Origin of the sequence: Phaeobacter sp. BS52, assembly GCF_045040595.1 — a bacterium.
Lineage (GTDB): Bacteria > Pseudomonadota > Alphaproteobacteria > Rhodobacterales > Rhodobacteraceae > Phaeobacter > Phaeobacter piscinae.
The window spans coordinates 1,543,490-1,556,712 of the sequence record NZ_CP090662.1 but is presented as its reverse complement, the minus strand read 5'-3'; the positions used below and the strand labels follow the sequence as shown (position 1 = coordinate 1,556,712).

Genomic DNA, 13,223 nt, shown 5'->3' with positions numbered 1-13,223 from the left:
TTGGGTCAAGATATTGCGCATAGTTGCAACCAAGGGAAGGCGTAAGGCCGTTTTGTTTTTCGGTGACAGCTGGCGACCACGCTGCCACACCGTGTCAGTCCGGGTTTTCTTCGGGGAGTAAACCGCTTAGCTTGGCGCCATGATCCTGTCACCCGGCCGTTCCTACGTCTTTGTGCATATTCCGAAGACCGGAGGCACCGCCTTGTCGCTGGCGCTTGAGGCGCGGGCCATGGCGGATGATATGATGCTCGGCGATACCCCCAAGGCAACACGCCGCAGGCGCCGTCTCAAAGGGGTCAAAACGCATGGTCGGCTGTGGAAACATTCGACATTGGCGGATATCGACGGGCTGGTCCCTGCGGCGGATCTGTGCCGCCTTTTTGCCTTCACGCTGGTGCGCAACCCTTTTGACCGGGTGCTGAGCCTCTATCACTGGCTGCGTGCGCAGAGCTTTGATCACCCGTCAGTGCCGCTGGCCAAGACGTTGGATTTTGTCGATTTTGCCTGTCATCCCAAGATGCTGGCAGCGTTTCGCGCCACCCCGGCGCGCGCCTATATGCGGCGCGCGGACGGGGTGGAGCAATGCGCCTGCTATATCCGGCTTGAGCATTTCGCTCAGGACGCCGCACCCCTGTTCGATCACCTGGGGTTTGAGCTGCGCCTGCCCGTGGCCAATGTCTCTGATCGCCCGCGCGGCTGGCAAGGGGCCTATACAGATGCGGCACGTATGGCGGTGGCAGAGGCCTGTGCAATGGATCTTGCCCAGTTTGAATACTCTTTTAACGATTCACCGATAGACCAGTAGTCGAGAGATGGAATCACAGGGTTTTCGAAGCCTCCGCCAAAATGGCGCAGCTTTGATCCGAAATCGTGAACAACTCTCCCGCAGGTCGGCTCTTGTCGCCTGTCGGACGGGTAACGTGACGGGTCATGCAGAACGTATGGCTGCCTTGGTGAAAGGGAAAACCGATGCTGGATTGGCTGCTGAAACGCAAGCTCTCTCCGATGGCCGAGGCTCTGGCGACAGAGTATCCGTTGGTCGCAGCCGGACAGGGCGGGATCCTGTCGGGCACGCATGTGGCCTCACATCTTGGCTGGCGCCCGATTGAGGCCCTGGCCGTGGGCGATATGGCCCTTACCTTTGACCATGGGATGCAGCCCATCGTCGATATCCACCGCGAGACGCTGTTGCTGACCAGCGGTGCCCCCAATCCACTGACATGTCCGGTCTATATTCCGCAGGATGCGCTGAACAATCGCGCGCCGCTTTGGGTGATGCCGAACCAGGGAATTCTGATCGAAAGCGATCTGGCCTGTGACGGGCAGGGCGATCCCTTTGTGGTGGTGCCAGCCTGCGCGCTGGAAGGCTATCGCGGGATCCGCCGCGCGGAACCAGAGACCCGGCTTGAGATCGTCGTACCGCGTTTTGCACAGGACGAAGTCATCTATCTGGAGGCGGGCCTGCTTGGGTTCAGCGTCTCACCGCGTGACCTGCTGTCGTTCGACACAAGCGCGCAGCCGGATCTTTATCGCGTGCTGCAGCCCGAGACCGCCCGAGAACTGGTGATCGATATGATCACTGAGGAAAGCGTCTGGGCCACGACCCTGCCGATGGGGCCGGGTGGTCATGGCGCGGCAGAATATGCCGCGATGGTCTAAACCGCTGAACACAGACTGCGTCGACCAAGGCCGCCATCCGATCCGGAGGCGGCTTTTTTCGTGTTTACATGCCCTTCATAGGTTGTGTTGACGTGAAAAAGCGGCACCCAAGGGCGCCGCTTTCAAATGCGATTGGATTGCTGTGGCCTGATCAGGCGGCCTTCTCGGCCTCAGGGTTAAAGCGACCGTAGAAGGTCTGACCTTTCTCCGCCATCTCCCGCAGCAGCGGCGGGCAGGTGAAGCGCTCACCGTATTTCGCGGTCAACTGATCGCAGCGCTCAGCCGCATAGGGCGTGCCGATGATGTCGAGCCAGCTCAGCGGACCACCGGACCACGGCGCAAAGCCCCAGGCCAGAATAGCGCCTACGTCGCCTTCGCGAATGTCCATCAGAACGCCCTCTTCCAGCGCCCGCACGGCTTCCAGAACCTGTGCGAACATCAGGCGTTCCTGCACCTCGATCAGATCGGGCTGCTCTTCGGCCTGCGGGTATTTCTCCTGCATGCCCTTCCAGTAGCCCTGACGCTTGCCCTTGTCGTCATAGTCAAAGAAACCAGCGTTGGACTTGCGCCCGAGACGGCCTTGTTCTTCCATCCAGAAGATCAGGTCATCCGCTGCACTCTCCGGATAGGCATCACCCATCGCCGCCTTGGTGGCGCGGGCAATTTTGGCGCCCAGATCGATCGAGGTCTCATCGGTCAGCTGGATCGGTCCAACGGGGAAGCCCAGCTGACGTGCGGCATTGTCGATCAGCGCCGGGGCGACGCCCTCGGTGATCATCCGTGCGCCTTCGTTTACGTAAGGGATGATGCAGCGGTTGCAGTAGAAGAACCGGGCATCATTGACCACAATCGGTGTCTTGCGGATCTGACGCACATAATCCAGCGCCTTGGCCACCGCGCGGTCACCGGTTTTCTCACCTTTGATGATCTCCACCAGGAACATTTTTTCCACCGGCGAGAAGAAGTGAATGCCAATGAACTGTTCCGGGCGCACCGAGGCCTCCGCCAGATCCGTGATCGGCAGGGTCGAGGTGTTGGAGGCGAAGATGCAATCCTCAGGGATGATCGCCTCGACCTTTTTGGTCATCTCGGCTTTGACACCAGGATCTTCAAACACCGCCTCAATGATCAGATCACAGCCTTTGAGCGTGTCCAGATCCGGGGTTGCGGTGATGCGTGACAGCATCGCCTCTTTCTTCTCGGCGGTGACTTTGCCGCGCTTGATGCCCTTGTCGAGATAGCTCTCGGTATAGGCCTTGCCCTTGTCAGCGGCGTCCTGATCACGGTCAACCAGCACAACCTCCATGCCAGCCTGAGCGGAGACCAGCGCGATGCCTGCCCCCATCATGCCAGCACCCAGAACGCCGATTTTCTTCACGGACTGATCCTCGATGCCCGCAGGACGCACGGCGCCTTTTTCCAGCGCTTCCTTGTTGAGGAAGAGCGAGCGGATCATCGCCTCGGAGGAGGGGTTCATCAGCACATGTGTGAACCAGCGCGCCTCGATCTTCAGCGCGGTGTCAAAGGGCACGAGCGCGCCCTCATAGACGGCACTCAGCAGGGCCTTGGCCGCCGGGAAGGCGCCGAAGGTCTTGCCATGCACCATCGCAGCGGCACCAAGGAAGGTCATGAAGCCCGCAGGATGATAGGGCGCGCCACCGGGCATCTTATAGCCCTTCGCATCCCAGGGTTTGACGATATCGGCGTCTTTCGCCTCCAGAACCCAGGCGCGCGCAGCGGCCAGGGGGTCTTCGACAACCTCGTCGATGATGCCGGCTGCCCTTGGCTTTCTTGGGATCAACCAGCTTGCCTTCCAGCAGGAAGGGGGCTGCTGCCATGGCGCCCATCTTGCGCACCAGACGGGTGGTGCCGCCTGCACCGGGGAAGATGCCAACCATAATCTCCGGCAGACCGATTTTTGCCTTGGGGTTGTCAGCGGCAAAGATGCGATGCGTGGACAGCGGCAGTTCCAGACCAATGCCAACGGCAGTGCCGGGCAGGGCTGCTGCAACCGGTTTGCCACCTTTGTTGGTCTTGGCATCCATGCCAGGCACGTTCGATTTTGCGCAGACCTTCGTGCATTTTCATGATGCCTTCGAACAGGCCTCGCGCGGGCTCGTCACCGGCATCCTCTTTCATCTTGGCCAGCACATTGAGGTCCATGCCACCGGCAAAGTCTTTCTTGCCAGAGGTGATCACGATGCCCTTGACCGCGTCATCGCCCAGCGCGTCCTCGACCAGACCGTCGAGGTCGATCATGGCTTGGCCGTTGAGCACGTTCATAGTCTTGCCGGGGCAGTCCCAGGTGATGATGGCGACGCCGTCGGCGTCTTTTTTCATTGTGAAATCAGACATATCTTCTTCTCCTGCCGCCTGGGTTACACGCGTTCAATGATGGTGGCCGCGCCCATGCCGGACCCGATGCAAAGCGTAGCAAGGCCAGTCTCCCGGTCGCTGCGCTCCAGCTCATCCAGCAGCGCGCCGAGGATCATCGCACCGGTGGCCCCCAGCGGGTGACCCATCGCAATAGACCCGCCGTTGACGTTCACCTTGTCGTGATCCACGCCAAAGGCCTGCTCAAACCGCATCACGACACTGGCGAAGGCCTCATTGACCTCAAACAGGTCGATATCGCCAATTGCCATGCCATTGTCGCGCAGGATTTTTTCCGTAACAGGCACGGGACCGGTCAGCATGATGGTGGGGTCGGTGCCGATCTTGGCGGTTGCTTTGATGCGCGCGCGCGGCTTCAGGCCCATCGCCTCGCCGAATTCCTTGTCGCCGATCAACACAGCAGCGGCGCCATCCACGATACCGGAGGAGTTGCTTGGCGTGGTGAATGTGATTGATCCGCTCCAGATGCGGATACTTCAGCATTGCGATCTTGTCGAAGCCGGGCATCTGCTCGCCCATCATTTGGAATGCGGGGTTCAGACCGCCCAGCGACTGCATATCGGTGCCGGGGCGCATGTATTCGTCGTGGTCCAGGATGGTCAGCCCGTTGATGTCACGCACGGGTACGACGCTGCCAGCAAACCGGTTGTCGTCCCAGGCAGCCTTGGCGCGGCGCTGGGATTCCATTGCCATTGCATCAGCGTCATCACGCGAGAACCCGTATTCGGTGGCAATGATATCCGCTGAAATCCCCTGTGGGACGAAATAGTTGTCGATTGCGATGGCAGGATCAACCGCGATGGCGCCACCGTCCATGCCCATAGGCACGCGGCTCATGGATTCCACGCCACCCGCGATATAGGCGTGACCGGCGCGGCCACGGACCTGGTTGGCGGCCATGTTCACCGCTTCCAGACCGGAGGCGCAGAAGCGGTTGATGGAGACACCGGGGATCGATTCATCCAAGTCAGACGCCAGAACAGCGGTCCGCGCCAGGCAGGCGCCTTGCTCACCGACTTGGGTGACATTGCCCCAGATCACATCCTCAACCGCGTGACCTTCGAGGTTGTTGCGGTCTTTCAGAGCGTTGAGAGCCACTGCCGACAGCCGCGCGGCTGTCACTTCATGCAAGGATCCATCCTTGCGACCCTTGCCGCGCGGGGTGCGCACGGCGTCATAGATATAGGCTTCGGTCATATCAGTCTCCTCAGGCTCGGTCCGACGGGTTGCCGGGCATTAGATCGTAGGGGGCTTTCCAGCCCGGTTGTGCGCTCAGCCGTGAGAGCCAAGCGTCAATATTCGGCCACTCGGCTCGTTCGAAGCCGAAGGGTTCTGGGTAATAGAGATAAGAACAGCAGGTCAGATCGGCGTTGGTAAGGCCGTCGCCCACGATCCAGTTGCGTCCCTCAAGGTGTTTGTCCAAGATTGCGTAAGCCGCCTTCAGCCGACCTTGCAGGAAGGCGATTACCTCCTGCGGGCGTTTGTCAGCGGGCAGGAAATTCATCAGGAAGCGGCAGAGCCCGGCGTTGGAGGACAGTTTGTGATTGTCCCACAGCTGCCAGCGCAATATCTCGCGCGCCTCTTCCGGTGTCTTGCCGCCGAATTTTCCATAGGTATCTGATAGATACTGCTGGATCACACCAGACTGGCTGAGCGTCAAATCTCCGTCGACCAGCACCGGGCATTCTCCCATGTCATTTACGTCGCTGCGAAAGGTCTCGCCGCGTGTGGTGCCGCTGAAGAAATCAACAAAGACTGGCTCCCAAGCAATTCCGCCCAGTTCAAGCGCCAGCGCGGCCTTGTAGGAATGGCCGCTCTCACCGAAACAATGGAGTTTGATGCTCATGACATGTCCTTCCTGTTGCCGGAGCGCGTGGGGGTTTCACACCCCCACACCCCCGTGGAGTATTTGTGGAAAGATGACGGAGTGTTCACTCCGCGTTAACAGTGGTGACGCGACGATGGCAGTGCGGGGCAGGCTGGAGAGCCGATGCTCGTGAAAGGTGACGGCGCGCCGACCCGTTAGGCGGAGAGCTCGGGGGGAGGCGCGTCTCATCCTGTCACCTTTCCCCAAATACTCCCGCCGGAGGCATCCCGCACTGTCAGTATGGCCTGCCGTTTGCCGTGTCACAGGGACCTCGCAATCAATTCCTTCATGATTTCATTGGTGCCGCCATAGATCCGCTGGACGCGGGCATCTGCCCACATCTCTGCCACAGCATATTCCTGCATGAAGCCATAGCCACCGTGCAGCTGAACACACTCATCAAGCACATCGCCCTGAGTGTCCGTGATCCAGTATTTCGCCATCGCGGCCTTCTCGACCGTCAGCTTACCCTGAAGATGTTCGACCATACATTCGTCCAAGAAGGCCCGCGCGACCTTGGTTTTGGTCTGGCATTCCACAAGTTTGAACCGGGTGTTCTGAAACTGGGTGAGCGGGCCGCCAAAGGCTTCGCGCTCCTTGCAATAGGCGATGGTGCGTTCCACGGCGCCTTCCATCGCGCCAACTGCGCCACAGGCAATGATCAGCCGTTCCTGGGGCAGCTGCTGCATCATCTGGTAGAAGCCCTGACCCTCGGTCCCGCCCAGGATATTCTCTGGCGCGATTTCCACATTGTCAAAGAACAGTTCCGATGTATCGGCGGCATGGAGGCCCACCTTGTCGAGGTTGCGGCCACGGCTGAACCCATCGGCGCCATCGGTTTCCACAGCCACCAGAGAGATGCCTTTGGATCCTTGCGAGGGGTCGGTTTTGGCGGCAACCAGGATCAGGTTGGCGTGCTGGCCGTTGGTGATGAAGGTTTTCTGACCGCTCAGCCGATAGGCGTTGCCGTCTTTGACAGCCTTTGTCTTGATGCGCTGAACATCCGACCCAGTGGAGGGTTCTGTCATTGCCAAGGCGCCGACCAGCTCACCGGTGATCATCTTGGGAAGCCAGCGTTGTTTTTGCTCTTCGGTGCCATAGGCCAGCACGTAATGTGCGACGATGCCTGAGTGGATGCCGTGTCCCCAGCTGGCGAGATTGGCACGGCTGCCTTCGATCAGGATTGCGGCCTCATGGCCGAAATCACCACCGACACCGCCGTATTCTTCCGGTACCGAGGGGCAAAGCAGACCTAGCGCGCCGGCTTCATTCCAGGTGGAGCGATCCATCATCCCCTGCTTGCGCCAGGTCTCGAATTTTGGCGCCCATTCACGCGTGATGAACTGCGCTGTCATATCAGCCAGCATCTGGTGCTCGTCGGTCATCCAGCTGGAGTGTTGCTCTGCGCTCATGGGGCTCCCCTTGGTGTCTGTATCGTGCCTTGTGGCATCTGTTGTCTGCTGGTGGCGCGTGCCCACCTATCGTTTGCGGTCCTCAAGCTCGGCATTGAAGAGCCGCAGCCGGTGGGTGAGGTTGTCGCTGTCTGTCACGCTGTCGAAATTCTCAAACAGAAAGGACAGGGCCTCGCCTTCGTCGAGGCCAGCCTCCTGCGAGAATTTTCGCAACCGGCGGTAGCCGTCTTCGGTCATTGCGACCGGCAGGCGGCGTGTGAGGCGAAAGCGTTTTGGCATGGTCTCTCCTCCGATTGCGGCACACCGAACCGTGTCCGGAGCGCCAGTCTGTTATGTCGGCCCCGATGTCAGATAACCGGGGCAGGTCACGAAGCCCCCTGTGACAATAAGGGGCTCCGATCTGCTTAAATCGCGGCTCAGAACTGGTCTGCGTCCAGCGCCATAACGGTGTCGCCACCGGTCTGGATGCGGCTGAGGTGCAGCGCGGTCGCAGGCAGTCGGCGTGCCATGTAATAGCGTCCGGTCGCGATTTTTGTCTCGTAGAACGCGGCGTCAGAAGACCCGGCGTCAAGCTCAGCCTGTGCGGCTTTCGCCATCTCAGCCCACATCAAGCCGAGACAGACATGGCCGAACATATGCATGAAGTCATAAGAGCCGGAGAGCGCGTTGTTCGGATTGGTCATGCCGTTTTGCATGAAATACATGCCAGCGGCCTGCAGATCCTTCGACGCAGCTTTCAGAGGTTCAATGAACTCCTTGCTGTAAGCCTCGGAGATATCGCCGTTTTCCTTGCAGAACCCTTTGACCATCTCAAAGAACGCCATGACATGCTTGCCACCGTCCTGCGCCAGTTTACGGCCAACCAGATCCAGAGCCTGAACGCCATTGGCGCCCTCATAGATCATCGCGATCCGCGCATCGCGGGTGTACTGGGACATACCCCACTCTTCGATATAGCCGTGGCCACCGTAGATCTGCTGGGCCTGAACGGTCATATCGTAGCCCAGATCGGTGAGGAAGCCTTTGATCACTGGGGTGAGCAGCGAGATCAGCCCATCTGCGTCCTTGTCCTCGGCGCGGTGCGCCTGGTCGATCATCTGCGCGCCCCAAAGGATGAAGGCACGGGCACCTTCTGCGAAGCTTTTCTGATCCATCAGGTTGCGGCGAATGTCCGGGTGCACGATCAGCGGGTCGGCCGGGCCGTCCGGGTTTTTGACGCCGGTGACATCGCGCCCCTGCAGACGGTCCTTGGCGTATTCCAGGGCATTTTGATAAGCGGCCTCTGCCTGTGCCAGACCTTGCATGCCTACGCCGAGACGGGCCTCGTTCATCATGGTGAACATGGCACGCATGCCCTTGTGCTCGCTGCCGAGCAGGTAGCCGGTGGCGCTGTCGTAGTTCATCACACAGGTTGAGTTGCCGTGGATGCCCATCTTTTCTTCGATCTTACCGACCGACACGCCGTTGCGATCGCCGAGTGAGCCGTCTTCCTTGACGATGAATTTCGGCACGATGAACAGCGATACGCCCTTGATGCCCTCGGGGCCGCCGGGGATCTTGGCCAGCACCAGATGGATGATGTTGTCGGCCATGTCGTGATCGCCGGAGGAGATGAAGATCTTCTGGCCGGTGAGTTTATAGCTGCCGTCATCCTGCGGCTCTGCCTTGGTGCGCATCAGGCCCAGATCGGTGCCGCAGTGCGGTTCGGTCAGGTTCATGGTACCTGTCCACTCGCAGGAGACCATCTTCGGCAGATAGGTGTCTTTCTGCGCGTCGGTGCCATGGGCGAGGATTGCGGACGCCGCCCCATGGGTTAGACCCTGATACATGGTGAAGGCCTGGTTCGCGGCAGAGAACATCTCGCCCACGGCGGTGCCCATGATATAGGGCATGTTCTGGCCACCGTATTGCTCCGGCATGTCGAGACCGGTCCAGCCGCCTTCCTTCACTTGCTCAAACGCGGCTTTGAACCCGGTGGGGGTATAGACCACGCCGTTTTCCAAGCGGCAGCCCTCGGTGTCACCTACGGTGTTCAGCGGGTGCAGCACTTCGCTGGAGATCTTGCCGGCCTCTTCCAGAACGGCGTTGGTGAAATCGGCATCCAGCTCGTCGTAGCCGGGGATGGCCTTTTCAGAGATCTTCAGAACATTGTGCAGAATGAACTGGGTGTCTTTGATCGGGGCGGTATAACTGGGCATCGCGGTCCTCGCTGTGGTTCTGCGGTGTCTGTCTGGATCGCCTCTCCCTGAATCGGGACAGGCAAGCATGGGGCCGGGATCTATTCCGCGGCTTCTTGTTTGGCGGTCATTGAGGCGATCACGCGGTCCCCCCAACGCAGTTGCTCCTTCAAGTCGTCAATCGCCTCGTTCAGCTCATCGCGCTGGCGCTCCATATCGGCGAGACGCTCGCAGGCGATGTCATAGGTGCGGGTCAGCTGTGTCAGCTGCTGGTCGCCCATATGATAGAGGTTCAGAAGTTGCCGGATTTCCTCGAGGCTGAAGCCAAACCGTTTGCCGCGCAGGATCAGCTTCAGCCGGGCCTGGTCGCGTTTGGTGAAGAGGCGTTTCTGACCCTCGCGGATTGGAAACAACAGCTCTTTGGCTTCGTAAAACCGCAATGTGCGCGGCGTTACGCCGAACTCATCGCACATCTGGCGGATGGTCTTGGTTTCATCGGTCATCGTCGTAACTCATAACTGCTGGGTTGTGAGACTAAGGTGAGCAGCTTGCCCGACGTTTACAACAGTTAGTTGACGTTGACGTAAGTTGAACGCTGCGTCACTTCTGGAGGTGACGTAGGATCCGGTGGAGTGACGCAGCGTTATCTTGTTTATGCCGCAACGGGTTGCCCTGTGAAATAGGGGTATTTTGGAGTTTTACGGGCATAATCTGCGCGGATTTTGCGTCTATTATGTTCGATTAATTGGACTGACGTCGCCGCGCTGCGATCGCAAAAATCGTGGGGTGATTTGGGTGGAATCACAAAACGCCCCACCAAACTGGCGGGGCGTTTCGGGTGGTGAGCCGATGATAAGTTCCCCCACAGGGGCAACGGTCAGGCGTCCTGCGACAGCAGGCTCAGCGTCGTGGCGCGCAGGTCGTGAAGCTCCTGCAGGGCCTCGTCCAGCTGCTCGCGCTGCTTGCGCAGCTCACCCATCTGGCGGTCGGCCATTTCGACAAACGCGCGGTTTTGCGCCTCATCGCCCTCATTCTCATAGATCAGCAGCCATTGGCGGATCTCTTCCAGCTGAAAGCCGAACTTACGTCCACGCATGATCAGCTTCATCCGGGCGCGCTCACGGGCGCCATAAAAGCGGGATCGACCTTCACGGTCGGGCTGCAACAATTCGATGTACTCATAGTAGCGAAGCGTGCGCGGGGTCACGTCGAATTCGCTGCACATCTCCTTGAATGACAATTTCTGTTCGGTCATTCTCAATTCTCCCTTACCCGCAAACTAAGCGCAACCGACAGGGGGTTCAACCGCTGGGCTTGCTCTTCGGCCAAGGTATGGCTGATAAAGAGGAAATCAAAACAACAGGGGGCCTCATGGTCGACAAGACGCGATTTGCGCGACAGTTCATAGAAGCCATTCCTCACGCGCAAGAGCTGGGGATGAGGTTGACGGAACTGGGGGAGGGCACCGCCGAGATTATCATGCCCTATGATGAGAAGCTGATTGGGGATCCGGAAACCGGGGTTATCCATGGGGGGGCTGTATCGGCGCTGATGGATACCTGTTGCGGGGCTGCGGTGATGTGCCATCCTTCGGGGCCAGGGGGGACTGCAACCATTGATCTGCGCATTGATTACATGCGCGCGGCAACTCCCGGACAACGGATCCTGACCCGTGCCACCTGTCATCACATGACCCGCAATGTCGCCTTTGTGCGCGCCACCGCCATGGACGAGGACGAGGCAAACCCGGTCGCGACCGCAGTAGGCGCCTTTACAGTGGAGAGCAAGTTTTGAGCCGCCCCCGTCCCGAACCCGTCCAAGTGGTGAAACAGCGGCGCGATGCAGCGCTCGCCGCCCTTGTGGCGTCCGTGCCCTATGCGCGCTTTCTCAACATCACATTTGACCGCCGCGGAGATGAGCTGACGGCTCAGTTGAATTTCAGCCATAAGCTGATCGGCAACCCATTTCTTCCGGCCATTCATGGTGGCGTGACGGCCGCGTTTCTGGAGATGACGGCGGTCATGACACTCACCTGGGCGAATCTCTGGGAACGCATCGAAAGCGGCAGTCTTGATGTCGAAGAATTGGCCTCTGGCAAGCTGCCACGCCAGCCCAAGACCATTGATTTCACGGTGGACTACCTGCGGTCAGGCTTGCCGAGGGATGCCTATGCACGGGCCACGGTGTCGCGGTCAGGTCGACGCTATGCCTCGGTCCATGTGGCGGCTTGGCAGGATCACCGGGACAAGCTTTTTGCTCAGGCAACGGGTCACTTTCTGATGCCGCAGGAGGCGGCCACGCAATCCTCAACCTCGCCGGAGTTTGTGGCAGATGCTGCGCCGGGCGATAAGGCTTAGGCGCAGATGACAAGCGTCGCCGCCGAAGGGGCCAAGCCGATCACCCATAAGCGCGTTTTGAAAATCGCGCTGCCGATCGTGCTGTCGAATGCCACCGTCCCGATCCTGGGCGCGGTGGATACCGGCGTGGTTGGCCAGATGGGGCAGGCGGCACCAATTGGCGCGGTTGGCATCGGGGCGGTCATTCTGGCGACGATCTACTGGATCTTCGGATTTCTACGGATGGGCACCACAGGGCTCGCTGCGCAGGCGCGCGGTGCTGGCGACTGGGCCGAGACCGGCGCGCTGCTGACCCGGGGCATCCTACTGGCCTTCGCTGCGGGCGCCATGTTCATCGTCGGACAGGCCGCTGTGTTCTGGGGCGCCTTTGCGCTGGCGCCAGCCAGTGCCGAGGTCGAAGGGCTGGCGCGGGCCTATCTGGAAATCCGGATTTGGGGCGCGCCCGCGACCATCGCGCTCTATGCGGTGACCGGCTGGTTGATCGCGGTGGAGCGGACGCGCGGGGTCTTTGTGCTCCAGATCTGGATGAATGGCCTCAATATCCTTCTGGATCTGTGGTTTGTGCTGAGCCTTGGCTGGGGCGTTGAGGGTGTCGCCGCCGCGACCCTTATTGCGGAGTGGAGCGGCCTTGCGCTGGGGCTTTGGCTGTGTCGTGATGCCTTTGCGGGGCGTCAGTGGCGCAACTGGTCGCGGGTCTTTGATCCGGTTCGGCTTAAGCGTATGATGCAGGTGAATGGCGACATCATGATCCGCTCTGTCTTACTGACCGGGTCTTTTACCACCTTCCTGTTCATTGGGGCCGATCTGGGCGATGTCACGCTGGCGGCCAATCAGGTGCTGCTGCAATTTGTTGAAATCACCGCCTTTGCGCTAGACGGCTTTGCCTTCTCCGCAGAGGCGCTGGTCGGCAGCGCAGTGGGGGCCAAGGCGCGGATGCAGCTGCGGCGCGCGGCGGTTGTGGCCAGCCAATGGGGCGTTGGCGGCGCAATTGCGCTAGGGCTGCTCTTCTGGCTTGGCGGTGGGTGGCTGATTGACGTGATGTCCACGTCTGAGGAGGTGCGCGCGGCGGGGCGTGATTATTTGATCTGGGCGGCCATCCTGCCGCTGATCAGCGTCGCCAGCTACATGTTTGACGGCATTTACATCGGTGCCACCTGGACCCGAGATATGCGGATAGCGATGCTGCAATCGGTGGCAATCTACGCCGTTGCGCTTGTTGTTCTGGTGCCAACACTGGGCAACCACGGGCTTTGGGCGGCGCTGATGGTGCTGAATTTGGCGCGCGGCACCACGCTTGGTCTGCGCTATCCACGACTGGAAGCGCAGGTCGGCAGCTAGCGCGGCGGACTTTTCTCGA

The 13,223-nt window shown here is 59.9% G+C and carries 11 protein-coding genes and 2 pseudogenes; 5 read left to right on the top strand and 8 right to left on the bottom strand.

Translation table 11 applies throughout. The features are described from left to right. Positions 1-139 precede the first annotated feature (139 nt). Together L0Z65_RS07575 and L0Z65_RS07570 are read left to right on the top strand one after the other, a co-directional pair. Positions 140-805, top strand: coding sequence for a sulfotransferase family 2 domain-containing protein (locus L0Z65_RS07575; protein ID WP_405112087.1), 666 nt, complete (start codon positions 140-142; stop codon positions 803-805). 164 nt (positions 806-969) lie between these two features. Continuing rightward, positions 970-1,659 (top strand): Hint domain-containing protein, encoded by a 690-nt coding sequence (locus L0Z65_RS07570; RefSeq protein WP_040173098.1) that lies wholly within the window; start codon positions 970-972, stop codon positions 1,657-1,659. A 151-nt stretch (positions 1,660-1,810) separates the two neighbouring features. Here the strand turns inward: L0Z65_RS07570 and L0Z65_RS07565 are convergent. The 8 genes and pseudogenes from L0Z65_RS07565 to L0Z65_RS07530 all read right to left on the bottom strand — a co-directional run bounded on the left by L0Z65_RS07565 (position 1,811) and on the right by L0Z65_RS07530 (position 10,764). Then, positions 1,811-4,014 (bottom strand): annotated as a pseudogene (locus L0Z65_RS07565) (3-hydroxyacyl-CoA dehydrogenase NAD-binding domain-containing protein). A 23-nt stretch (positions 4,015-4,037) separates the two neighbouring features. Continuing rightward, positions 4,038-5,250: pseudogene (locus L0Z65_RS07560) on the bottom strand (acetyl-CoA C-acetyltransferase). A gap of 10 nt (positions 5,251-5,260) precedes the next feature. After that, on the bottom strand, positions 5,261-5,899 hold the full coding sequence (locus L0Z65_RS07555; RefSeq protein WP_405112082.1) for a glutathione S-transferase family protein: 639 nt from the start codon (positions 5,897-5,899) through the stop codon (positions 5,261-5,263). Between the two features lie 281 nt (positions 5,900-6,180). Beyond that, the gene (locus L0Z65_RS07550; RefSeq protein WP_102897163.1) at positions 6,181-7,332 is read right to left on the bottom strand and encodes an acyl-CoA dehydrogenase family protein; all 1,152 of its coding nucleotides are present in this window, start codon (positions 7,330-7,332) and stop codon (positions 6,181-6,183) included. Positions 7,333-7,398: 66 nt separating this feature from the next. After that, positions 7,399-7,611, bottom strand: a complete 213-nt coding sequence (locus L0Z65_RS07545; protein ID WP_014874334.1) for a hypothetical protein — start codon at positions 7,609-7,611, stop codon at positions 7,399-7,401. Positions 7,612-7,748: 137 nt separating this feature from the next. After that, the gene (locus tag L0Z65_RS07540) at positions 7,749-9,530 is read right to left on the bottom strand and encodes an acyl-CoA dehydrogenase C-terminal domain-containing protein (RefSeq protein ID WP_405112079.1); all 1,782 of its coding nucleotides are present in this window, start codon (positions 9,528-9,530) and stop codon (positions 7,749-7,751) included. Positions 9,531-9,610: 80 nt separating this feature from the next. Then, positions 9,611-10,012, bottom strand: a complete 402-nt coding sequence (locus tag L0Z65_RS07535; RefSeq protein WP_014874336.1) for a MerR family DNA-binding transcriptional regulator — start codon at positions 10,010-10,012, stop codon at positions 9,611-9,613. 374 nt (positions 10,013-10,386) lie between these two features. Further along, positions 10,387-10,764 (bottom strand): MerR family DNA-binding transcriptional regulator, encoded by a 378-nt coding sequence (locus L0Z65_RS07530; protein ID WP_024097600.1) that lies wholly within the window; start codon positions 10,762-10,764, stop codon positions 10,387-10,389. 116 nt (positions 10,765-10,880) lie between these two features. Between L0Z65_RS07530 and L0Z65_RS07525 the strand changes: the two genes are divergently transcribed. The 3 genes from L0Z65_RS07525 to L0Z65_RS07515 are packed head-to-tail and all read left to right on the top strand — an operon-like array spanning position 10,881 to position 13,204. After that, positions 10,881-11,303, top strand: coding sequence for a PaaI family thioesterase (locus L0Z65_RS07525; RefSeq protein WP_040178706.1), 423 nt, complete (start codon positions 10,881-10,883; stop codon positions 11,301-11,303). Then, a complete protein-coding gene (locus L0Z65_RS07520) occupies positions 11,300-11,866 on the top strand; it encodes a PaaI family thioesterase (RefSeq protein WP_405112074.1) in 567 nt (188 codons plus the stop codon). Before L0Z65_RS07525 ends, L0Z65_RS07520 begins: the two co-directional genes overlap by 4 nt. A 6-nt stretch (positions 11,867-11,872) precedes the next feature. Beyond that, positions 11,873-13,204, top strand: coding sequence for an MATE family efflux transporter (locus L0Z65_RS07515; RefSeq protein WP_405112071.1), 1,332 nt, complete (start codon positions 11,873-11,875; stop codon positions 13,202-13,204). Positions 13,205-13,223: the final 19 nt, after the last annotated feature.